At 39.7% G+C, this 22,516-nt stretch carries 21 protein-coding genes; 20 read left to right on the top strand and 1 reads right to left on the bottom strand.

Translation table 11 applies throughout. The features are described 5' to 3' along the window. Window positions 1-16: 16 nt before the first annotated feature. From pyk to mdh, 5 genes are all read left to right on the top strand, one after another. Complete coding sequence (pyk, locus tag FPV17_RS14890) at window positions 17-1,771, top strand: pyruvate kinase (RefSeq protein WP_035393958.1); 1,755 nt, start codon at window positions 17-19, stop codon at window positions 1,769-1,771. A gap of 55 nt (window positions 1,772-1,826) precedes the next feature. Continuing rightward, window positions 1,827-2,225: an FxsA family protein gene (locus tag FPV17_RS14885; RefSeq protein ID WP_035393959.1), complete on the top strand. Its 399-nt coding sequence runs from the start codon at window positions 1,827-1,829 to the stop codon at window positions 2,223-2,225. Between the two features lie 324 nt (window positions 2,226-2,549). Then, window positions 2,550-3,665 (top strand): citrate synthase, encoded by a 1,116-nt coding sequence (citZ, locus tag FPV17_RS14880; protein WP_035393961.1) that lies wholly within the window; start codon window positions 2,550-2,552, stop codon window positions 3,663-3,665. 66 nt (window positions 3,666-3,731) lie between these two features. Then, window positions 3,732-4,997: an NADP-dependent isocitrate dehydrogenase gene (icd, locus tag FPV17_RS14875; protein WP_035393963.1), complete on the top strand. Its 1,266-nt coding sequence runs from the start codon at window positions 3,732-3,734 to the stop codon at window positions 4,995-4,997. Between the two features lie 41 nt (window positions 4,998-5,038). Further along, window positions 5,039-5,983, top strand: coding sequence for a malate dehydrogenase (gene mdh / locus FPV17_RS14870; protein WP_038481872.1), 945 nt, complete (start codon window positions 5,039-5,041; stop codon window positions 5,981-5,983). Window positions 5,984-6,022: 39 nt separating this feature from the next. Here the strand turns inward: mdh and FPV17_RS14865 are convergent, their stop codons facing one another. Beyond that, window positions 6,023-6,646 carry a YitT family protein gene (locus FPV17_RS14865; protein WP_035393964.1) on the bottom strand — a complete coding sequence of 208 codons (624 nt, stop codon included), beginning with the start codon at window positions 6,644-6,646 and terminating at the stop codon, window positions 6,023-6,025. A gap of 149 nt (window positions 6,647-6,795) precedes the next feature. Here FPV17_RS14865 and FPV17_RS14860 point away from each other — a divergent pair, with 149 nt between their 5' ends. The 15 genes from FPV17_RS14860 (at window position 6,796) to ytxC (ending at window position 22,406) form a co-directional block, all read left to right on the top strand. Then, the gene (locus FPV17_RS14860) at window positions 6,796-7,239 is read left to right on the top strand and encodes an Lrp/AsnC family transcriptional regulator (protein WP_035393966.1); all 444 of its coding nucleotides are present in this window, start codon (window positions 6,796-6,798) and stop codon (window positions 7,237-7,239) included. A 93-nt stretch (window positions 7,240-7,332) separates the two neighbouring features. Further along, entirely contained in the window at window positions 7,333-8,052 is a 720-nt protein-coding gene (locus FPV17_RS14855) for a response regulator transcription factor (protein ID WP_060703800.1), read from the top strand. Then, window positions 8,045-9,808: a two-component system histidine kinase PnpS gene (pnpS, locus tag FPV17_RS14850; RefSeq protein ID WP_144559347.1), complete on the top strand. Its 1,764-nt coding sequence runs from the start codon at window positions 8,045-8,047 to the stop codon at window positions 9,806-9,808. The genes FPV17_RS14855 and pnpS overlap by 8 nt, the downstream gene beginning before the upstream one ends. Window positions 9,809-10,027: 219 nt before the next feature. Then, window positions 10,028-12,655, top strand: coding sequence for a DNA polymerase I (polA, locus tag FPV17_RS14845; RefSeq protein ID WP_144559346.1), 2,628 nt, complete (start codon window positions 10,028-10,030; stop codon window positions 12,653-12,655). 17 nt (window positions 12,656-12,672) lie between these two features. Further along, entirely contained in the window at window positions 12,673-13,497 is an 825-nt protein-coding gene (mutM, locus tag FPV17_RS14840) for a DNA-formamidopyrimidine glycosylase (protein ID WP_035393969.1), read from the top strand. A gap of 58 nt (window positions 13,498-13,555) precedes the next feature. Continuing rightward, window positions 13,556-14,179 (top strand): sporulation membrane protein YtaF, encoded by a 624-nt coding sequence (ytaF, locus tag FPV17_RS14835; RefSeq protein ID WP_144559345.1) that lies wholly within the window; start codon window positions 13,556-13,558, stop codon window positions 14,177-14,179. A gap of 15 nt (window positions 14,180-14,194) precedes the next feature. Continuing rightward, window positions 14,195-14,788: a dephospho-CoA kinase gene (gene coaE / locus FPV17_RS14830; RefSeq protein ID WP_035393970.1), complete on the top strand. Its 594-nt coding sequence runs from the start codon at window positions 14,195-14,197 to the stop codon at window positions 14,786-14,788. Between the two features lie 260 nt (window positions 14,789-15,048). After that, window positions 15,049-16,080 carry a glyceraldehyde-3-phosphate dehydrogenase gene (locus tag FPV17_RS14825; protein ID WP_035393971.1) on the top strand — a complete coding sequence of 344 codons (1,032 nt, stop codon included), beginning with the start codon at window positions 15,049-15,051 and terminating at the stop codon, window positions 16,078-16,080. Window positions 16,081-16,287: 207 nt separating this feature from the next. Next, window positions 16,288-16,680: an adenosylmethionine decarboxylase gene (speD, locus tag FPV17_RS14820; protein ID WP_035393973.1), complete on the top strand. Its 393-nt coding sequence runs from the start codon at window positions 16,288-16,290 to the stop codon at window positions 16,678-16,680. 142 nt (window positions 16,681-16,822) lie between these two features. Further along, complete coding sequence (locus FPV17_RS14815) at window positions 16,823-17,224, top strand: hypothetical protein (protein WP_052007691.1); 402 nt, start codon at window positions 16,823-16,825, stop codon at window positions 17,222-17,224. A gap of 75 nt (window positions 17,225-17,299) precedes the next feature. Continuing rightward, the gene (gene nrdR / locus FPV17_RS14810; protein WP_038481841.1) at window positions 17,300-17,755 is read left to right on the top strand and encodes a transcriptional regulator NrdR; all 456 of its coding nucleotides are present in this window, start codon (window positions 17,300-17,302) and stop codon (window positions 17,753-17,755) included. A gap of 54 nt (window positions 17,756-17,809) precedes the next feature. Further along, a complete protein-coding gene (locus tag FPV17_RS14805; RefSeq protein ID WP_210244242.1) occupies window positions 17,810-19,225 on the top strand; it encodes a replication initiation and membrane attachment family protein in 1,416 nt (471 codons plus the stop codon). Further along, window positions 19,226-20,152 carry a primosomal protein DnaI gene (dnaI, locus tag FPV17_RS14800; RefSeq protein ID WP_144559343.1) on the top strand — a complete coding sequence of 309 codons (927 nt, stop codon included), beginning with the start codon at window positions 19,226-19,228 and terminating at the stop codon, window positions 20,150-20,152. Window positions 20,153-20,281: 129 nt separating this feature from the next. Then, a complete protein-coding gene (mqnC, locus tag FPV17_RS14795; RefSeq protein WP_144559342.1) occupies window positions 20,282-21,394 on the top strand; it encodes a cyclic dehypoxanthinyl futalosine synthase in 1,113 nt (370 codons plus the stop codon). A 154-nt stretch (window positions 21,395-21,548) separates the two neighbouring features. Further along, complete coding sequence (gene ytxC, locus FPV17_RS14790) at window positions 21,549-22,406, top strand: sporulation protein YtxC (RefSeq protein ID WP_035399041.1); 858 nt, start codon at window positions 21,549-21,551, stop codon at window positions 22,404-22,406. Window positions 22,407-22,516 lie beyond the last annotated feature (110 nt).

Raw genomic sequence — 22,516 nt, 5'->3', positions numbered from 1 at the left:
TAGTAGGAGGAACAAAATGCGTAAAACAAAAATCGTATGTACAATAGGACCAGCAAGTGAATCGGTGGATCAACTGGTTTCATTAATAGACGCTGGTATGAACGTAGCCCGTCTAAATTTTTCCCACGGAGATTTCGAGGAACATGGAGCGCGTATTCGTAATATCCGCGAAGCATCCGAGAAGACTGGAAAAACCGTTGCGATCTTACTAGATACAAAGGGTCCTGAAATTCGTACGCAAACGGTTGTAGACGGTGCAATTGACCTTGTAAAAGGACAACAACTTATTGTATCGATGGAAGAAGTAGTCGGTTCAACAGAAAAGATTTCGATTACGTACCCAGGTCTTGTCAATGATTGTAGTGTAGGTAGTACGTTATTACTCGATGATGGTTTAATTGGCCTTGAGATTACAGATGTTCGTGATAACGAAATCGTTACAACAGTAAAAAACAGCGGTACATTGAAAAATAAAAAAGGTGTAAATGTGCCAAATGTTAGTGTCAACCTACCAGGTATGACAGATAAAGACGCGGCAGATATTCTGTTTGGTGTGGAGCAAAATGTTGATTTCATAGCGGCTTCATTCGTTCGTCGTGCATCTGATGTATTAGAAATTCGCGAATTACTTGAGAAAAACGGTGCAGCCGACATTGCGATTATCCCTAAAATTGAAAACCAAGAAGGTGTCGATAATATCGATGAAATTCTTGAAGTATCAGATGGATTAATGGTTGCTCGTGGCGACTTAGGCGTTGAAATTCCTGCTGAAGAAGTACCACTTGTACAAAAGCAGTTAATTAAGAAATGTAACGAACAAGCAAAGCCTGTTATTACGGCAACACAAATGCTTGATTCAATGCAAAGAAATCCACGCCCAACTCGTGCCGAAGCAAGTGACGTAGCTAACGCTATCTTTGACGGTACAGACGCGATTATGTTATCGGGTGAAACAGCAGCAGGGGATTACCCTGTAGAGTCTGTGCAAACGATGCACAATATTGCTAGCCGTACGGAGCAAGCTTTGAATTACGATCAACTGTTACGGAAGAAAAGTGAAGAATCAAAGCAAACGATCACAAGCGCCATCGGTCAGTCTGTAGCGCATACGGCGTCTAACCTAGATGCGACAGCTATTTTAACAGCAACAGAAAGTGGCTACACGGCACGCATGACTTCACGCTTCCGTCCTAAATCACCAATCTTGGCGATTACAAGCAATGAAAGAGCATTTCGGAAGATGGCGCTTGTATGGGGCGTAACACCGCTATTTGGTAAGCAAGCAAGCACGACAGATGAAATGCTTGACTTAACAGTTGAGGCGGCTATGGAATCAGGACATGTGGCTCAAGGAGACCTTGTTGTGATTACAGCTGGTGTGCCAGTAGGGGAAACGGGAACAACAAATCTTCTTAAAGTACATGTACTAGGAGAAGTGAAAGCAAAAGGTCAAGGCATTGGCCAGCGTTCTGGTTCAGGCAAAGTCGTTTTAGCTGAGAATGCAGCTGAAGCGAGTGCGAAAATGACGCAAGGCGCAGTCCTTGTTACAAAATCTACTGACAAAGATATGATTGACTCATTTGAGAAAGCGGCGGCTGTTATTACAGAGGAAGGCGGGTTAACGTCTCACGCTGCAGTTGTAGGCTTGAACTTAAGCACACCTGTTGTTGTAGGTGTTGATGATGCATTGGCTCTCTTTACCGATGGGGAAGAAGTAACGGTTGATGCAAAAACCGGGAATATTTACAGCGGCAAAGCGCGTGTACTATAATGTAGAAAAAGAAGAGCAACTGCTCTTCTTTTTCTTATAAATGAGGTGGTCATTTATGTTCAAACGGTTTCTTCTACCTGTTGCGATTGGAATTCCATTAATTGAGCTTTTGCTCATTGTTTTTTCCGTGCAATGGATTGGAGTTTGGTACACCATTCTTGCTATGCTTTCGACCAGCATTATCGGTTTTTTAGTTGCACGTCGTCAAGGCATGCAGGTCATACGTTTAGCTCAACTCCAAATGCAAAAGCAACAAGTTCCTAGTCAGGCAATGATTGATGGTGCTTGTATCTTTATTGGTGGTGCACTGTTAACGTTACCTGGTTTTTTTACAGATGTTGTCGGAGCGATGTTTTTAATACCGTGGACAAGAACCATTATAAAAGCGGGCATATTAAAAAGCATTCACTCTGGTATTGCAAACGGTAGGTTTGTTGTCATCAAAAGAAGATAGCATGTCGAAAAATGCTGGTTATAGCCGTATTTTTAAAATTATGGTATGATATGAAGTGCTTAGGTTGTCGCAAAACACTTTATATCTTACCTTCTTTCGGTTATGGTAGAGATAAATCTGTTTTGTCATTCGACTTCATTTAAGTTGCTTAACAAGTTTGGTTTATGGCTAGCCTACTAGACTATGAACCCGCTCTCGATTCAGTTTGAATCGTATTCTTTCATTGTTGAAGGAGATAGGAGAGTTCGCATCCTTTTGCGAAAACGCTTCACTTGGTATCGTTACGTCTTGTGAAGGATTTATTAGAGAAAAGGAGAGATATAGGTGACTACTACTCGTGGATTAGAAGGTATTGTAGCAACACAGTCAAGCGTAAGTTCAATTATTGACGATGAATTAACCTATCAAGGCTATGGCATTGATGAGTTAGCAGAAAATGCAAGCTTTGAAGAGGTTATTTATTTACTTTGGAATGGTGAACTTCCGACCAAAGAAGAATTGAAATCGTTTACAGAGAAGTTGGCTGCTGAAGCCGAAGTTCCTGAAGAAATTTTCACTCAAATGAAAGCCTATCCAATTAATGACGTACATCCAATGGCGGCGTTGCGCTCAGCTATTTCAGCGCTTGGCTTGTTTGACTTAGATGCAGAAAAGATGGACGAAGAAGAAAATTATAACAAAGCAGTTCGACTTCAAGCGAAAATTCCGACAATAGTGACAGGTTTTGAACGGATTCGTTCTGGAAAAGAGCCAATTCCACCGAACAAAGATCTATCGTTTGCTGCGAATTTTCTATACATGTTAAATGGTGTAACACCGGATGATTTATCTGTAGAGGCGTTTAATAAAGCACTTGTTTTGCACGCCGATCATGAATTGAATGCTTCAACTTTTACTGCACGTGTTTGTGTAGCAACACTGTCTGACGTTTATTCAGGAATAACAGCTGCTATTGGTGCATTAAAGGGACCTTTACACGGTGGAGCAAATGAAGCTGTCATGAACATGCTATTAGACATTAATGAGCCAGAAGAAGTAGAACCATACCTTAGAAAAGCATTAGACAACAAAGAAAAAATTATGGGTTTTGGACATCGTGTCTATAAAAATGGGGATCCTCGTGCAAAGCATTTGCGTGATATGTCCAAACAATTAACAAGTGTTGTAAATGAAACGAAATGGTACGATATGTCGATTCAAATTGAAGAGATGATTACAAAAGAAAAAGGTTTATTGCCAAACGTCGATTTTTATTCTGCAACGGTTTATCATAGTCTTGGAATTAAGCATGACTTGTTTACACCTATTTTTGCAGTTAGTCGCACATCAGGATGGCTTGCGCACATTTTAGAACAATATGCAAACAATCGTTTAATCCGACCAAGGGCAGAATATGTTGGTCCTGATAAACGCTCATATGTTTCCATTGAATCAAGATAGCAACTAGTTTAATGTAAAAATTGAACGGAGTCATCCGTTCTACATATTTGGATGGAGGGAATACACATGGCAGCAGAAAAAATTCAAACAACTAACGGAGTTCTAAATGTACCAAACGAACCAATTGTACCTTTTATTGAAGGAGACGGCACAGGTCCTGATATTTGGGCAGCAGCATCTCGCGTATTAGACGCAGCAGTAGAAAAAGCATACAGTGGAGAGCGCAAAATTCACTGGAAAGAAATCTTAGCTGGTGAAAAAGCGTACAACCAAACAGGTGAATGGCTTCCGGCGGAAACATTAGATGCTGTACGTGAATATTTAATTGCGATTAAAGGGCCTTTAACAACACCAATTGGTGGAGGAATTCGCTCGTTAAACGTTGCGCTTCGTCAAGAGCTTGATCTTTATACATGTTTACGTCCAGTTCGTTATTTCACTGGTGTTCCTTCGCCTGTAAAACGTCCAGAAGACACAAATATGGCAATTTTCCGTGAGAACACAGAAGATATTTATGCAGGAATTGAATTCCAAGAAGGTTCCGATGAAGTGAAAAAAGTCATTGCGTTCCTACAAGATGAAATGGGCATTAATAAAATTCGTTTTCCTGAAACATCTGGAATTGGTATTAAGCCAGTTTCAAAAGAAGGAACAGAACGAATTGTGCGTGCTTCTATTCAATACGCTTTGGATGAAGGTAGAAAGAGTGTAACGCTTGTTCATAAAGGAAACATCATGAAGTATACAGAAGGTTCATTTAAAAACTGGGGCTACGATTTAGCTGAGCGCGAGTTCGGAGATAAAGTCTTTACGTGGGCAACATACGATAAAATTGTTGAGGAAAAAGGAAGAGAAGCTGCCGATCAAGCACAAAGTGAAGCAGAAGCCGCTGGAAAAATTATTGTGAAAGATTCAATTGCAGACATCTTCTTGCAACAAATTTTAACACGTCCAAAAGAGTTTGATGTTGTTGTTACAATGAACTTAAACGGAGATTATATTTCCGACGCATTAGCAGCACAAGTTGGTGGAATTGGTATTGCTCCAGGAGCGAATATCAACTACGATACAGGGCATGCAATCTTTGAAGCTACTCACGGTACTGCTCCTAAGTACGCTGGATTAGATAAAGTAAATCCATCTTCTGTTCTATTGTCTGGTGAACTACTTCTCCGTCACCTTGGCTGGACAGAAGCAGCTGATATGATCATGTCGTCAATGGATAAAACCATTGAAAGTAAAGTCGTGACATATGATTTTGCACGTTTGATGGATGGTGCAACAGAAGTTTCTTGTTCTGGTTTTGCTGATGAACTAATCAAAAACCTCTAATCAACAAATGTGAATCATAATGGGAACGAGGAGATGTTAGCATGGCGATTAAACGTAGAAAAATTTCAATTATCGGTAGTGGCTTTACAGGTGCAACAACGGCTCTTATGGTTGCACAAAAAGAACTAGGCGACGTTGTTCTTGTTGATATTCCGGATATGGAAGGACCGACAAAAGGAAAAGCGTTAGATATGATGGAATCAACACCTGTACAAGGTGTTGATTCCCGAATTATTGGCACATCGAGTTATGAAGATACAAAAGACTCCGATGTTGTTGTCATCACAGCTGGAATTGCGCGTAAGCCAGGTATGAGTCGCGATGACCTAGTTTCCACTAACGCTAAAATTATGAAGTCTGTAACAAAAGAAATTGTCAAACATTCTCCAGATTGCTATATCATCGTGTTAACGAATCCAGCAGACGCGATGACGTATACGGTATTCAAAGAATCGGGATTACCGAAAAATCGGGTTATTGGTCAGTCGGGTGTATTGGATACAGCTCGATTTAGAACGTTTATTGCCGAGGAATTAAATCTATCTGTTGAAGATGTTACTGGATTTGTTCTTGGTGGTCACGGTGATGATATGGTTCCACTTATTCGCTATTCAGCAGCTGGCGGCGTGCCACTTTCAACATTAATCTCGCCTGAGCGTTTAGAGGAAATTGTTGAACGGACACGAAAAGGTGGCGGTGAAATTGTTGGACTACTTGGAAACGGTAGTGCCTACTATGCACCGGCAGCATCCCTAACGCAAATGGTTGAAGCGATTGTCAAAGATAAGAAAAGAGTGATTCCGACAATTGCTTATCTAGAAGGCGAGTATGGACATCACGACTTATATCTAGGGGTTCCTACTATTTTAGGTGGAGACGGTATTGAAAAAGTAATTGAGCTTGACTTGACAGATGAGGAACAAGACCAGTTAAATAAGTCTGCTGATTCTGTTCGTCATGTAATGGATGCTTTACCAACAGCATAAATAAAAATCCTCATGCGTTTACGCGTGAGGATTTTTCTATTATACTCCGGCACCAGAGACAGAGGCTTTTTTCAATTGAACTGGTTTGACATGTTTAATAAAGCGATGTTTATAGAGGCTGATGATTTTAGATGTAATAAGAATAGACAGAACGGAAAACAGTCCCGGGATAAGACCGACGACTAGGAAACTGAGGAGTACAACAAACGCATCAAAAAGAAAGTTTGTTTTGCCTGGGTCAATTCCAGCTTTCTTTTGCAGATACAAAGCAAGAATATTTGCCCCACCTAAAGAAGCTTGCTGATTAAATAAAAGCGTTAATCCTGTCCCAATGCTAACCCCACCTAGGACAGCTCCAAAAAACATTGGGACTGTAAAAGAAGGTAAAAACGTATCAACCGCTGTTAACAAGGATAAAAATGTAACCGATAGCATCGTCACAATTGTAAAGCTTAAGCCCATTCTTATAAAAGAAAATATGTAAAACGGTATGTTTACTAGGAAAAAGAGTAAGGAAAAAGGAAGGTTAACTAAATAGGATAAGGTTAAGGTCAAACCAGCTGTTCCGCCAGTAATAAGACCAGCGTGACGGAGCAATAAAACGCCAATCGAAACAATGAAACAACCTAATAAAATCGCAATGGCCTTTCGGAAAAAAATCATTCAATCACCTACACGTTATTGTTACTATAAGTTTATATAACAATGAAGGAGTTTTGTATAACAACTAGTAGGATCTTCTAAAATGTGGTTTAATAAATGAAGGGAAATGATAAATTATTTGTACAAAATGAAAAAAGGTGATTTTCTTAATGGATAAAATGGATTGCGATATCCTAAAGCTGCTTCAAGACAATGGCAGGATGACAATTAGTGAATTATCAAAGGAGCTGGCATTAAGCCGACCGAGTATGTCAGAACGTCTCGTACGTTTACAAGAAAAAGGTGTTATTGAAGGGTTTACAGCGCGGGTATCATTAAAAGAAATCGGCAAGGATATCTTGCTTTTAATACAAGTTAGCGGGTTGAAAGTGGCGCTATCGGATTTTGAAGAGGTTATAAAGGATGAAGCAGAAATTATCGAGTGCCATCGAGTAACTGGAGAAGTAAGCTACTTTTTAAAAGCCGCTGTGTCGGATGTGAATAGTATGCGTGCTCTTATTGATCGATTAATACCGTACGGAACCATTAATACATCAACCGTTTTAAATTCACCTGTACCTTACCGAACAATCCTTCCTGATATAAAGGAATAGCACATTCTTATATTTTTGCTATACTTAAGAGAGAATAGAGAGAAGATAGGATAAGACCGTTCAAACACAAGAAAAAGGAGTGCAACTACCTATATGGCAAAGCGCATTTTAGTAGTCGATGATGAACCATCCATTTCCACCTTACTCAAGTACAACTTAGAACAGGCTGGCTTTGAAGTGGAAACGAGGTTAGATGGACTAGCTGGGTTTGAGCGAGCAAAAGAAGTTCCTTTCGATTTAATCATACTTGATCTTATGTTACCAAGTATGGATGGAATGGATGTGTGTCGCAATTTAAGGCAGGAACATATTTTTGTACCAATTTTAATGCTAACGGCTAAAGATGATGAATTTGATAAAGTACTCGGTCTAGAATTAGGTGCCGATGACTATATGACTAAACCATTTTCACCTCGAGAAGTATCCGCAAGAGTCCGTGCCATTTTACGTCGGGTCGACCAGACACAGGCTACTAAAGAAGATGTAGCTGTAAAAGGGAAGGGACGCGTCATAAAAGACTTAACCATTTACCCAGACAATTATGAAGTATACGTAAAGCAGGATTTGCTAACCTTGACACCAAAAGAGTTTGAGCTACTCGTCTACTTGTCTGAGAATAAAGGCCGGGTGTTAACGAGAGACCAGCTTCTTAATGCTGTATGGAATTATGAATTTGTTGGTGATACACGAATAGTCGATGTACACATTAGCCACTTGAGAGAAAAGATCGAACCAAATCCGAAAAAGCCTGTGTACATTAAGACGATTCGTGGGCTGGGCTATAAGTTGGAAGAACCAATCTCAAATGACTAACGTAAAAAATCGGTTCGTTGTAAGCATTATGCTTGTTGTTACCTTTGTTTTGCTAGCACTCGGACTAACCATTGGTGCCTGGTCAAATGAGCAGTATTTAAATTTTATTGAAGAGCGAATGAAGAACGAAACAGCACTAGCAACATGGACCGTCACGGAAAATGGCTTTCCAGAGCAAGAGGAAGCACAGCGAATTGCGGCTAAAGCCGGTGAATTATTTGAAGGACGTTTAACGATTATTGATGACACAGGAACGGTTTTAGGAGACTCATGGGCTGAGCCAGAAGAAATGGAAAATCATCTTGATCGACCTGAAATTAAGCGCGCCCTTGCTGATAACGACGTTGAACTAAGGTATAGTGAGACAATCGGTGAGGACTTGCTTTATTATGCTTTACCTCTTTATGAAGATGAAATGCTTCTAGGTTATATTCGTGTAGGTTTATCAGTAGAATCACTTAACCAAATTAATCAAACCGTATGGTTCGTCATTGCAGCAAGCTTTTTCATTGCATTTTTCATTCTATTTATTCTTGTTACACGCATTACAAAGCAAATTATTAAACCGATTGATCATGCGACAGAGGCAGCGATTCGTTTAGCAGAAGGTGACTATAAAACACGGACGTTTGAAGATCAACATAAAGAACTGGGACGCTTAGGTCGCTCCATTAATATACTCGCATACAATCTAGAACAACTGTCAAGGCGTCATAAAGTACAGCAAGAACAAATGGCTGCTTTGATTGATCATATGGGGAGTGCGTTATTATTTATTAATGTTCGTGGCGATGTAGAGCTGGTAAATCGAACAACAGAACAACTGTTTTTCGTTAAAGCGCAGGAAATAACAGGTAAGCCTTACTATGAAATTATTCCAAGTGATAATCTTAGTAAATTTGTCCAGTCGGTCTATATGACTGAAACAAAACAACGAGGACAAATCGAATGGACAGATCATTTTGTCACGAAATTCTATGACGTCTACGGGGCTCCTGTTGTGACAGATTCCGGTCGTTTGCGTGGGGTAACGATTGTACTCCATGATATAACAGAGCAAAAGAAACTTGAACAAATTCGCAAAGATTTCGTCGCAAATGTCTCTCATGAATTAAAGACACCGGTAACGTCAATTAAAGGTTTTGCGGAAACGTTAATTGATGGTGCGCTTCAAGAGCCGGAATTGTCGAAGCAATTTACGGAGATTATTTGGAAAGAAAGTGATCGTCTACAAACGCTAATCATGGACTTACTTGAACTGTCTAAAATTGAAAATGCTCAGTTCTTACTCCATTTAGAAGAAGTCTCCTTAAAAGGGATTTCCGATGAAGTTGTCACATTGCTTTCAAGCAAAGCTGAAGAAAAGAAAATGACCATTCATGTAACAGAAACAGGTCAATCTACTATTGAGGGAGACGCACAACGCTTAAAACAAATTATTTTAAACCTTGTTACAAATGCGATTGCGTACACACCAGCGGATGGTACGGTTCACGTAAAGTTAATTGAAAAAGAAAATGATGTGGAGCTTCAAGTGAAAGATACAGGAATTGGCATTAGTGTGCCAGAAAGACTTCGTATTTTTGAACGTTTCTACCGAGTTGATCGAGCGAGGAGTCGAAATTCTGGAGGAACAGGCTTGGGTCTTGCGATTGTGAAACATTTGGCTGAAGCTCATCATGGAAAACTAGAAGTGGAAAGTGAAGAAGGAAAGGGATCGGTATTTAAAATTTTGTTTCCAAAGAGACAAGCTTAACAAGATCTTTACAGTTCGTTTATATCCACAACACATTTGTCGCCTACACTTAGGAAGAACGGTCTTATCCTGATCGATATTCCTCTGTCGGTCGACTTTGATGGCAAGAGCTATGTCTCTTGTCTTTTTTTGCGTACGCTCGTTCCCATCTGTTTTCTTTTTCAATTGCGAGTATGGTACAATACCGATACAAGTTATGCTAGGAAGGGAAGATCCCGATTGAAAAAATTAGTATTAATTGACGGAAATAGTATTGCCTACCGAGCCTTTTTCGCATTACCGCTTTTAAGCAATGAAAAAGGGGAATATACGAACGCAGTTTATGGTTTTACAACGATGCTTTTAAAAGTACTTGAGGAAGAAAAGCCCACTCATTTACTCGTAGCATTTGATGCAGGCAAATCGACATTTCGACATAAGACGTATGCTGAATATAAAGGGACGCGTCAAAAAACACCTTCAGAATTATCCGGTCAAATTCCTATGATTCATAAGCTTTTAGATGCTTTTTCTATAAAACGATATGAAGCAAAAGAGTACGAAGCAGATGATATTATTGGAACACAGGCTGTAGAAGCAGCAAAAGAAGGGTTTGAGGTTGTTGTCATTACGGGAGATAAAGATTTACTCCAACTTGTTGATGACCATATCGAAGTCGTGCTTACTCGAAAAGGAATAACCGAAGTTGATCGTTATAATGAAGCAAAAATAGAAGAGCGATACGGGCTAACACCCAAACAAATTATTGATTTAAAAGGACTTATGGGGGATACCTCTGATAATATCCCTGGTGTTCCTGGTGTTGGAGAGAAAACGGCTATTAAGCTGTTAACTCAATTCTCAGACGTGGAAACTGTACTTGACTCGATTAATGAGGTTTCAGGGAAAAAGCTTAAAGAGCGGTTAGAGGAAAATAAAGAACAAGCGATTTTAAGTAAACAACTTGCAACCATTATGACGGAAGTACCGTTAGAAACGGCTCTTAACGACTTAGCATATAACGGATTTGATTATCAAGCAGTTAAGGAATTGTTTAAAGCATATGCATTTAATTCTTTATTAAATCGGATTGGTGGCAATCAAGATCAAAAAGAAGAGGCATTGGAGAAAGTGCCATTTGAAGTGGTTTCGGAGATAAAGGAAGATCATCTTGTCAGTCCATCCGCTTTAGTGATTGAAATGCTCGGTGACAATTATCATCATGCTGATATTATCGGGGTTGGCTTAGCAAATAAAAATGGGAGCTACTTTATTCCGACAAAGGTTGCTGTAGAGTCAGATCTCTTTCAAACGTTTATGGCCGATCAGAAGAAAGAAAAGTATTTGTTTGATGCGAAACGAGCAGTTGTTGCGTTAGCATGGCAAGATATTGAATTACATGGTGTTGCTTTCGATTTACAAATGGCATCATATTTACTTGATCCGTCTCTTTCTTCCCATGAAATGAGCGATATTGCATCTCGAAAAGGATCAGTCCGTGTCTTAGAAGATGAAACCGTTTATGGAAAAGGGGCAAAGCAAGCAATTCCTGATGAGCAGCAGCTTGCTGCGCATTTATCTAGAAAAGCTTATGCGATGTATGTATTAAAAGACATATTGGCAAATGAGCTGAAGGAAAACGAACAATTTTCGCTTTTTGCAGAACTTGAAATGCCGTTATCTGTTATATTAGGACGAATGGAGAAAGAAGGCATCAAAGTCGACCGCTCGCAGCTTCAGAACATGGGTGACGATTTATCGACACGATTAGCAAATCTTGAAAAAGAGATTCATAAAGAAGCTGGTGAGACGTTTAACATTAATTCTCCGAAGCAATTAGGACAAGTATTATTTGAAACGTTAGAGCTTCCGCCAGTAAAGAAAACAAAAACAGGTTATTCTACAAGTGCAGATGTATTAGAGAAATTAGCAGGTTCGCACCCAATTATTGAACATATTTTACTCTATCGTCAGCTCGGAAAGCTGTATTCAACCTACATTGAAGGACTGTTAAAAGTAGCGGATGAGCAGTCAGGAAAAGTGCACACACGATTTAATCAAGCACTTACACAAACTGGACGGCTTTCTTCAACAGATCCCAACTTGCAAAATATTCCGATACGACTAGAAGAAGGAAGAAAAATCCGTAAAGCATTTGTACCGTCTCAAGAGGGTTGGGTGATGGTGTCTGCTGACTATTCACAAATTGAATTACGAGTACTTGCACACATATCAGGCGACGAAAGAATGAAAGAAGCATTTTTGAAGGATATGGATATCCATACAAAAACGGCTATGGACGTGTTTCATGTTGAAGAACATGAAGTGACGGACCAAATGAGGCGTAGCGCAAAAGCAGTAAACTTCGGTATTGTTTATGGAATTAGTGATTACGGTCTCTCGCAAAATTTAAACATCACTCGAAAAGAAGCAAAAGCATTTATAGATCGTTATTTGGCTAGCTACCCTGATGTAAAAGCATATATGGAAAATGTCGTAAAAGAAGCAAAGAAAACAGGTTATGTTCAAACGTTATTGGCGAGACGTCGGTATTTGCCTGAGTTAGCTAGTAGTAATTTTAATCAACGTAGTTTTGCCGAACGTACGGCAATGAATACGCCTATTCAAGGGACGGCTGCGGATATTATTAAGCAAGCGATGGTAAATATGAGTGACGAACTAGCGAGTTCTTCGTTGAAAGTCACGATGTTGTTACAGGTACACGATGAATTGATTTTTGAAGTTGCGCCAGAAGACGAACAGGCTTTGAAGGAACTTGTTACAAATGTAATGGAAAATGCATTATCATTAGATGTTCCCCTACAGGTAGACGTGTCAAGCGGTTCTTCTTGGTATGACGCAAAGTAAAAGGAGAGGAAGATCAGATGCCAGAGTTACCTGAAGTGGAAACGGTTAGAAGAACATTACTTGAACTCGTTAAAGGCAAAACGATTCATAACGTGACCATTCATTGGCCTAAAATGATTAAGGAACCAGACGATGCGTATGAGTTCATGCAACAAATTGCTGGTCAAACCATTTTGGACATAAGACGTAGAGGGAAGTTTCTTTTATTTGAACTAACTGATTTTGTGCTTATCTCACATTTAAGAATGGAAGGACGTTATGGGGTGTATACGCCTGAAGAATCTTCAGGTAAGCACACCCATGTCATTTTTCATTTAACAGATGGAACAGAACTTCGGTATGCAGATGTACGAAAGTTTGGAACGATGCACTTGTTTACGAAGGGTACAGAAGAGACCGTTTTGCCGCTTGCGCAACTAGGGGTGGAACCATTCTCTGAACAGTTTACGGTTGAACGATTAAATGATGCCTATAAACAATCGAAGCGCACGATTAAAACGGCGCTGTTAGACCAAAAAACGGTTGTTGGTCTAGGGAATATCTATGTGGATGAAGCGTTGTATCGAGCGCGTATTCAACCTGAGCGTCTAGCCTCATCAATTGGGGAAGAGGAGATGACGGTGTTGCATACAGCTATTGTAGAAACGTTACAGGAAGCGGTAGATGCTGGAGGAAGTTCTATTAAATCATATGTAAACGGTCAAGGTGAAATGGGGATGTTCCAACAAAGTCTGAACGTTTACGGTAGAAAAGGCGAACCATGTCATGAATGCGGGACGCTTATCACGAAGACAGTTGTAGGAGGACGAGGCACACATTATTGTCCTCAATGTCAGCATTAACACAAAATCAGTCCTCTCCATATACTAGTTCAATGATGAATTAGTAAGGAGGGGTTTTTTGTTATCCTTAATCATTTTAGCCATGGCCTTGAGTCTTGACAGCTTTGGTGTTGGATTAACATACGGAATGCGAAAAATTAAAATTCCGTGGCTTTCGCTTGCCTTCATTGGATTGTGTTCTGGATTTTCCATTCTGATTGCCATGAGTGTCGGAGCTACGATTGCGCAAGTGATTTCCATTTCTGCAGCTGAAACAATTGGTGCACTGATTCTAATTGCCATTGGAGCATGGGCACTAGTTGAAACGTATCGTCCACAAAAGGAACCTGTTCAGCGCTTGCAAAAACAAGATGTCGATTTTACCATAAAAATGTTTGGATACGTCATTCATATCCTGCGAGATCCAGCGAAAGCAGACATGGATTCATCGGGAACGGTAACAGGACGGGAAGCTCTCTTACTTGGCTTAGCGCTTTCACTAGATGCATTTGGAGCAGGGATTGCGGCGGCCTTAATGGGCTTCTCACCAATTGGTTTGGCACTAATGGTTGCTTTTCTTAGCGCTCTATTTGTATCATTAGGGATGGTAGGGGGATATCGACTCGCTCATGTGAAATGGGTAAAACGATTGTCTTTTCTTCCAGGCTTATTACTTATACTTATTGGGCTTTTGAAGCTGTAGTGGAGGGAAACCGTCTTGAAAATTGGTTTAACAGGTGGAATTGCAAGTGGAAAGTCTTTAGCTTCAACCTATCTTTACGAAAAAGGCCACCCTATTATTGATGCAGATAAAATTGCAAGACAGGTTGTTGAACCTGGTACACCAGCGCTTGAAGAAATTAGTAATACATTCGGTGTAAATGTGTTGCATGAGGATGGCCAGTTAAATCGAAAAGCGCTAGGGTCCATTGTGTTTACAAGTGAAGAAAAACGACAGCAGCTCAACAAAATTGTTCATCCAGCAGTAAGAAAACAAATGCTTAAAGAAGCAGAGGCTTTTGAACGAAAAGGGCATGCGCTTATCATCTTTGATATTCCACTTTTAGTAGAAAGTCACTTATTTCATTTAGTCGATCAAGTTTGGGTTGTTTATGTTGACGAACAAACGCAATTAGCTCGTTTAATGCAGCGAGATCAATCAACAAAAGAGGAAGCGTTACAGCGAATACGTGCACAAATTCCTTTAGAGCAAAAAGTACAGTATGCAGATCAAGTGATTAAAAATACGGGAACGAAGCAAGAAACATACAATCAGATTGATGCCATTTTACAAACAATCACAGCAACATAATTGTGAAAAACAAAAAGCTTTCATCATAAATGAAATGATGAAAGTTTTTTTTTCGTTATGATTCGCTCATGTATTGTGTTATCCCTTTTTACTCCTCATTTATCCTTTGGAAACAGTAAAAGAACCAAAAGTGATCCTTTAATCGGTTTTTTTTCGATTCAAGAAAAATAATAGCGCTATTTTGTTCATTTATGTTATACTATTTCATAGAATGATACTAAAAAATATAACACATTTCAGACCGAGAGGATGAAATCCTGATGAAAACGAACATAGCGATCAATGGTTTTGGAAGAATTGGAAGAATGGTATTCCGTAAAGCATTTTTGGAAGGTGATGTAACCATTAAAGCGATTAACGCCTCCTATCCAGCAGAGACGTTGGCGCATCTTATAAAATATGATACAGTTCATGGTCCTTTTATCGGTGAAGTATTTGCACAAGATGGAAAACTATTCGTAAATGGACAGGAAGTAATGTTACTTTCCGAGAGAGATCCTAAACAACTTCCTTGGAGAGAACTCAACGTTGATATTGTCATTGAAGCGACTGGAAAATTTAAAACAAGAGAAACAGCTGGTTACCACCTTGAAGCTGGGGCAAAGAAAGTCATCATTACAGCTCCTGCTAAAGGCGAAGATGTGACGATTGTGATGGGCGTAAACGAAAGCGATTACAAAGAAGAACATCAAATTTTATCAAACGCTTCTTGCACGACAAATTGCCTAGCTCCTGTAGTCAAAGTACTTGAAGAAACATATGGCATAGAGAGCGGTATGATGACAACGGTTCATTCCTATACGAATGACCAAAAAAATATTGATAACCCACATAAAGATTTGCGTCGTGCTCGTGCTTGTGGCCAGTCAATTATCCCGACTTCTACGGGTGCAGCGACAGCAATCTCAAAAGTATTACCCCAGTTAGAAGGAAAATTAACGGGTATGGCTTTACGTGTTCCGACACCAAACGTATCGCTTGTCGATCTTGTGGTGCAGTTGAAAACTGATGTCACTGTTGATGAAGTGAATCAAACCTTTGTACACGCAGCGAATCATTCGATGAAGGGAATCTTAGGTTTTACAAGTGAGCCTCTCGTCTCGATCGATTTTAATGGCGAAGAGCAGTCAGCAGTCATTGATGGGCAATCAACAACAGTGTTAAATCATCGTCAAGTAAAACTATTAGCTTGGTATGATAATGAATGGGGTTACTCTTGCCGAGTTGTTGACCTTATGAACTTTGTTGCTGAGCGAATGAAAAACAAGAAGGAAGAGTACTCTGCGTCCTAAGGTTGAATTACGCTGATTTCTTTAATTTTCAGTTGCAATAACGATTTAAAACAAGTATACTGAATCCCGTGAGTTCGTTTAACTACGGGATTCGTTTTTTCTTACAGCATGGGTTAGGACCTCTTTGGACTAACTTTCCCCCCTGTACGAATGCGATCCTACATGCAGATGCGTGCATGGCGAATAACGATTAAGGGGGATATCGATATGGATACAATGGGTCGTCATGTCATTTCCGAGCTTTGGGGTTGTGACACAGAGAAACTGAATAACATGGAATTTATTGAAAAAGTATTTGTGAATGCAGCGTTAAAAGCAGGAGCCGAAGTGAGAGAGGTTGCTTTTCATAAATTTGCACCACAAGGTGTAAGTGGAGTCGTGATTATTTCTGAATCACATCTAACCATTCACAGCTTTCCAGAGCATGGCTATGCTAGCATTGACGTGTATACATGTGGTCCAATTATTGATCCTAACGTAGCTGCATCCTTTATTGCAGAAGAGTTAGGCGCAAAAACGAGTGAAGTGGTTGAAATTCCTCGCGGTATGGGACCGATAAAAATGGATAAGAAAATGGAAATGAGCGAAACAGCTCGTTAATGAATAAAAAGTATCGCATACACAATGCGGTACTTTTTTTGCGTAGTTGTAGTTTAAAGAAAGTATGTGCATAAAACGCTTCTGTACCGCTTACAATCTTATGGTATGATAAGAAAAAAGGTGATAAGGGGAGTTGGATGCTTTGGGTGTTCGCGATACATTTAATCGAGTGTTTAGTACTAGAACAGAAACAGGGGAAGTGCATCCTAGTAAAGAGCTGCAAACACGTTACTATAAAACGTCAAAAGATAAAGCAATGAAAGCTGTAGAAGACGTATTAAAAAAACGTGGCTTCGTGATTAAGCGCAGTGAGGAAGAGCGTGGAGAGATTGTTGGACAGTCTACAAAAGGAAAAAAAGTGCTTATCGTTGTATCGGTTATAACGGTTAAGCCGTTCCGCACAGCAGTCGATTTCTCTTGCGCAACCGAAACAGCATTGCCAAGTGACTTCGGAAGCAGCCGTAAATTAACAGTTTCTCTATATAAGGAACTAGATGATACCCTTCCATACATAGGTTCAGCACTTGGGAGTGAATTATTATAATTGCTTGCCAGAACGTGTTTTTTTTACTATGATAGACTAAAATGAAGTGTATAGGTCACAAATGGAGATGATGAGATGCGCTGTCCCAAATGTCACCATAATGGTACACGGGTATTAGACTCTAGACCAAGCGATGAAAGTCGTTCAATTAAACGAAGACGCGAATGTGAACAGTGCATGCAGCGTTTCACAACCTTTGAAACGGTCGAAGAAACACCGTTACTGGTCATAAAGAAAGACGGAATGCGTGAAGAGTTCAGTAAAGAAAAAATGCTTAGAGGGCTTGTTCGTGCGTGCGAAAAACGTCCTGTTCCTATTGAGACCCTTGAAGACATCGTTCTAAACATTGAACGCCAATTGCGTGACGATGGGAAGAAAGAAGTCCAAAGTGAAGACGTAGGCGAACTCGTTATGGGGTATTTAGCAGAAGTCGATGACGTTGCCTATGTGCGATTTGCATCTGTTTATAGGCAGTTTAAAGATATTAATGTTTTTATTAAAGAACTAACGGATTTAATGAACAAAGGATAAAAGGAGCTAAAGCGAAGCTGCGCTTGAGCTCTTTTTTACGCTAGGAGGAGAATGATGTCTACACACTGGAAAGAAGTATTGCCAGTTGACTCATATAGGATTAGGCTAGCGGACTTTATTACCGAGATTGATACACATGTCCTCACATTGCTTTATCAACCGTTAATTGGCGCTAATGCTGTGGGGCTATACAAAAGCTTACTTGCTCAATTACCAAAAGACGTTTTCGAAGGGGATGTGCATACCCATCAGCATTTACGATTAATGGTTGGGTTAACGATGTCAGATTTGCTAGAAGCTCGAAAAAAGCTAGAAGCGATTGATTTAATGCGAACATATCAGCATAAATCACAGGATAAGCGATCGTTTATCTATGAGATTCAGCCGCCAATGAAACCAGTTCAGTTTTTCACTGATGACGTGCTTAGTGTCTTTTTATTTAATAAATTAGGCAAAAAAGGGTATCTTGCTATCAAGGAACGATTCAGTTTAAAGGAAATTGATCAAGATGCTTATGAAGAAGTGACGGTGTCGTTTTCTGATGTCTTTGCTTCGTTGCAGCATTCAGAAATGCAGTCTGCTTTAATGGATCGACAAGGCTCTACAACAGATGGTCGGCATAATATTCTCGGGAAAGACAAACAAGGGCTGTCGTTTCAGAACTTCGATAGTGAGCTAATGATACAATCCTTATCAAGTTATGTAGTGCCAAAAGATGTGCTAACGGATGAGTTACTAGAATTAGTGAAAAAATTAGCCTTTGTTTATCAAGTTGAACCATTAACAATGGCAAATTTAATTGAACGCGCCATTGTGAATGGAGAATTAGAGGGTAAGAATTTACGGAAAACGGTACAAACATGGTATAAGCTCGAAAGCAGTGCAGTAGCACCTGCTCTTGGACTAAAAACGCAACCAGAATCAAAACGGACGGTTCAAGAGGAGCCGAAGTCAGAGGAAGAGCGGGTTATTCGGTTTTATGAAGAAACAGCTCCTTTAACGTTACTTGAATTAAGACAAGAAGGGGCAGTTGTGTCACCTCCTGACATAAAAATTATTGAAGAGTTAATGGTGGATTATCTATTAAATCCTGGAGTCATTAATGTGTTGATTGATTATAATTTATTCCAGAATGATATGAAATTATCAAAACTATTTATGCAAAAAATTGCCGGCCATTGGAAGCGAAAAAAGATTGGAACGGTTCCGGAGGCTATCCAGCTCGTTAAAACAGATAAACAAAAGAAAAAAGAAGGACAAGCAAACCGTTCTGCTGGCAAACGGAATAAGCGACAGAGTGCGCTTCCTAAATGGCTAGTCCAAGAGAAGGATGAAGAAAAAAATCAGCAGCAATCATCTCAGCAACCTGCTGTGAAAACAAGCGAATCGAAAGGAAATACAGATACTCAAGAGCTTGCCCAATTGATGGCGGAACGGAACCGTCGTCGTGCGCAGAAGGGAGATCATTAAATGGATTCCATTCAAAAATCGTTTGCTGCCATTGATAAAGGCGGAAGACTTCAAAAACAAATCGCAGAACAAAAAAAACGAGTCGTGATGTCGAAACCAGTTCAATCATTTTTACGTGAAGCGAATGAAGTGACTGAAGACATGATCGATCGCGGTTTAAGCAAACTCTATGAATTTAAAAAGGAACGGGAGCATTGTGAAACCTGTCCAGGTTTGGAAAACTGTCCTAATATGATGCAAGGGTATCGTCCAAGTGTCTACGTGGAAAGAGGTAGTTTGGAGCTAACGTATTCTAAATGTCCACTTAAACTGGATGATGAAGAAAAAAAGCTTCAGCAAGGCTTGATCCAATCTTTTTATATTCCAAAAGATGTGTTAGAAGCAACTTTTGACCTTATAGAGCAGGATTCTGATCGAACAAAGGCAATAACGGAAGCGATTAAATTTGCTTCAACAGCACAGCCTGGAGAGAATGGTCACGGCTTATATTTACATGGGAAATTTGGTGTCGGTAAATCTTATTTATTAGGTGCAATCGCTAATGATTTAAAAGAAAGTCGTATTCAAAGCGCACTTATTTATACACCTGATTTCTTTCGCGAGATGAAGGCCGCCATTGGAGATGGAACCTTTCAAGAGAAATTAGAAGCGGTTCGTAAAGTACCGGTTCTTATGTTAGATGACATTGGAGCGGAAACAACAACAGCGTGGACAAGAGACGAAATCCTTGGTCCTATTATGCAGTATCGCATGTCAGAGCGATTGCCCACTGTTTTTACATCGAATTATGATTACGATGAGTTGGAAGTTCAGCTATCCTATTCGGATAAAGGTGGAACAGAAGAATTGAAAGCGAAACGGATCATGGAACGAATCAAGCACTTTACAACTCTTGTTGAAGTAAAAGGAAAAAATCGCCGAAGTTAGGAGGGGAGCGTCATCCCTTCCTTCTTTTTGTATAGAGCATTGAAGCCGATTGAATTGGAAGTTTAAGAATAACTATGATACGATTATAGAGACTACTAGACTATTTATTTGTGCTTGGGGGTACAAGAGATGAGCGTAGATGCGATTCTAGAAAGAGCCGTTAACGGCGAACGTATTTCCATGGAAGATGCTGTGGAACTTTATAAATGTGATGACTTAGATAAATTAGGACGAGCGGCAGACGCAATAATGAAGCAATGGCACCCTGAGCCAGTGACAACATTTGTAATTGGACGTAATGTCAATTATACAAACTTTTGTGATACGTATTGTTCGTTTTGCGCCTTTTATCGTCCGCCAAATCATAAAGACGGCTACGTTCTTGATGATGAAGTAATCTTTCAAAAAATAAAAGAAACAGAAGACGTTGGTGGAACAGAAATCTTAATGCAGGGTGGAACCAATCCCAATTTAAAACTCGATTATTATACAGACCTCTTAAAAGGAATCAAAAAAAGGTTTCCTAACATTTGGATGCATTCGTTCTCGCCAGCTGAAATATGGAAGATAGCAGAAGTAATGGATATGTCTGTTGAAGATGTATTGCGTGAACTTCATGAAGCAGGACTTGATTCAATGCCAGGCGGTGGCGCAGAAATTCTTACAGAGGAAACAAGAATGCGTGTTAGCCGTTTGAAAGTAACTGCCGATCAATGGTTAGAAGCCATGAAGGCATCAAAAAAAGTCGGTATGTTTGGATCAGCAACAATGGTTATCGGTTTTGGCGAGTCATTCGAGGAGCGGGCGCTTCATTTACAACGCGTTCGTGATGCTCAAGACGAAACAGGTTGCTTTACTGCGTTTATTTCATGGTTATTGCAGCCTGAAAACACAGGTTTACGACGTTTAGAAAAATTAACGCCTGAAGACTATTTAAAGAATGTGGCAATTTCTCGTATTTTCCTTGATAACATTGCTAATTTCCAGTCTTCTTGGGTAACAATGGGCCCTGAAGTTGGAAAGAAATCATTGCATTTTGGCTGTAATGACTTTGGAAGTACGATGATGGAAGAAAATGTTGTGTCTGCTGCGAACACAACACATAAGGTCAATTCCAACTTAACCCTAAAACTGATTCGCGAAGCTGGTAAGATTCCAGCTCAGCGAAATACAAAGTATGACATCCTTCACCGTTTTGAAGGCGATGAGACTGTTGATAAAGATTTTGTCATGCAAAATTAACGAATGTAAATGCTCTTGAGTGCTTGGCGCTCAAGGGCATTTATTTTTTATAATAGCCTCTGCATTCGGAAGGCATGTTTCTTCTCTTTAATACATACGTTAAAAGTAAAGTGTGAAGAAAGAAGAGTATGCGGGATGTTAGGGGGACTTGAGTTTGCTTGCAATTTATTTTGAAGACAAAGGCAATTATGATAGACTAGCTAAAAAAATAGCTAAATCCATTAAACAATTTCATGAACTCGGCATAAATGCCACAATGGAACAAAGAGAAGGGAATGAACTACGGTTTCTCCTTACCGATGAGACAGATCAATCAGATGACCCTTACTATAGTTTTTTAGCAGCGCTTTTAACAGAAGATGTCATTGAAACAAAGGAACACCTTTTGCTAAACCAGTTTGCCTATAATGAGTACAATTTAGTAGAAGAAGAACAAAAACAAGTGATCTCCATTGCGCAAGCGATGTTAAACGAAGATCGAGAAGACGTTGTTAGTAAAAGGCTGGCAAGCAGTCGATGTACAGCGCTCTATACAGCTTTTTTATACCAATTGAAGGCACAGGATTCACTTTTTTATGAACCGTTTCTAACATTCAGAATGAAAGCATACACGGAAATTGTGATGGATTGTTTAGAATTAGCGGTGGACGAATATTGGCTAGAACAAGAACATCAAACAACTCTTGATGTCATTCGTCAGACTGTTGGACAGCAAAAAACGAAGCGGCGTGTTATTTATCTAGTGCACGATGAGACGTTCCGTTTTTATGATGATGCATTTCGAGAACTAACAAAGGATGAATGTCACTTCTATATGGCTGAAAGAACAGGCGACCATACGGTTGCAGGGAAAATGGAGTACCTCATTCTTGCCCTCATTGAAATGTCCCCAGAATACATCTACTTGTTCACAAAACAGCCGGACCATCATACCATTTTACTCATTCAATCCATTTACCAAGAGCGGTTAAAAGTGTATCCATTCGAACGGTATGCGACAACAAGCAAGTAAGAAGACGAAAATAGACTTGCATTCTGCCTATGCGTCTATGTATAATGTGAAGAAGTAAAGCAAAAAGTGATGAGAAGGACAAGATGTTTCAAATGATGGCTTACTAGAGA

Source organism: Shouchella miscanthi, assembly GCF_007725405.1.
GTDB lineage: Bacteria > Bacillota > Bacilli > Bacillales > Bacillaceae_D > Shouchella > Shouchella hunanensis.
Note: the sequence above shows the minus strand (reverse complement) of the source record. Positions and strands in the feature narration are given on the sequence as shown.

What these genes read in the sequence shown, in the direction of transcription:
- mutM (WP_035393969.1), top strand. Translation starts at nt 12,673, where the DNA reads ATGCCAGAGTTACCTGAAGTGGAAACGGTTAGAAGAACATTACTTGAA.
- FPV17_RS14805 (WP_210244242.1), top strand. Translation starts at nt 17,810, where the DNA reads ATGTCTACACACTGGAAAGAAGTATTGCCAGTTGACTCATATAGGATT.
- nrdR (WP_038481841.1), top strand. Translation starts at nt 17,300, where the DNA reads ATGCGCTGTCCCAAATGTCACCATAATGGTACACGGGTATTAGACTCT.
- mdh (WP_038481872.1), top strand. Translation starts at nt 5,039, where the DNA reads ATGGCGATTAAACGTAGAAAAATTTCAATTATCGGTAGTGGCTTTACA.
- pyk (WP_035393958.1), top strand. Translation starts at nt 17, where the DNA reads ATGCGTAAAACAAAAATCGTATGTACAATAGGACCAGCAAGTGAATCG.
- FPV17_RS14860 (WP_035393966.1), top strand. Translation starts at nt 6,796, where the DNA reads ATGGATAAAATGGATTGCGATATCCTAAAGCTGCTTCAAGACAATGGC.
- mqnC (WP_144559342.1), top strand. Translation starts at nt 20,282, where the DNA reads ATGAGCGTAGATGCGATTCTAGAAAGAGCCGTTAACGGCGAACGTATT.
- FPV17_RS14885 (WP_035393959.1), top strand. Translation starts at nt 1,827, where the DNA reads ATGTTCAAACGGTTTCTTCTACCTGTTGCGATTGGAATTCCATTAATT.
- FPV17_RS14865 (WP_035393964.1), bottom strand. Translation starts at nt 6,646, where the DNA reads ATGATTTTTTTCCGAAAGGCCATTGCGATTTTATTAGGTTGTTTCATT.
- speD (WP_035393973.1), top strand. Translation starts at nt 16,288, where the DNA reads ATGGATACAATGGGTCGTCATGTCATTTCCGAGCTTTGGGGTTGTGAC.
- dnaI (WP_144559343.1), top strand. Translation starts at nt 19,226, where the DNA reads ATGGATTCCATTCAAAAATCGTTTGCTGCCATTGATAAAGGCGGAAGA.
- FPV17_RS14855 (WP_060703800.1), top strand. Translation starts at nt 7,333, where the DNA reads ATGGCAAAGCGCATTTTAGTAGTCGATGATGAACCATCCATTTCCACC.
- icd (WP_035393963.1), top strand. Translation starts at nt 3,732, where the DNA reads ATGGCAGCAGAAAAAATTCAAACAACTAACGGAGTTCTAAATGTACCA.
- pnpS (WP_144559347.1), top strand. Translation starts at nt 8,045, where the DNA reads ATGACTAACGTAAAAAATCGGTTCGTTGTAAGCATTATGCTTGTTGTT.
- FPV17_RS14825 (WP_035393971.1), top strand. Translation starts at nt 15,049, where the DNA reads ATGAAAACGAACATAGCGATCAATGGTTTTGGAAGAATTGGAAGAATG.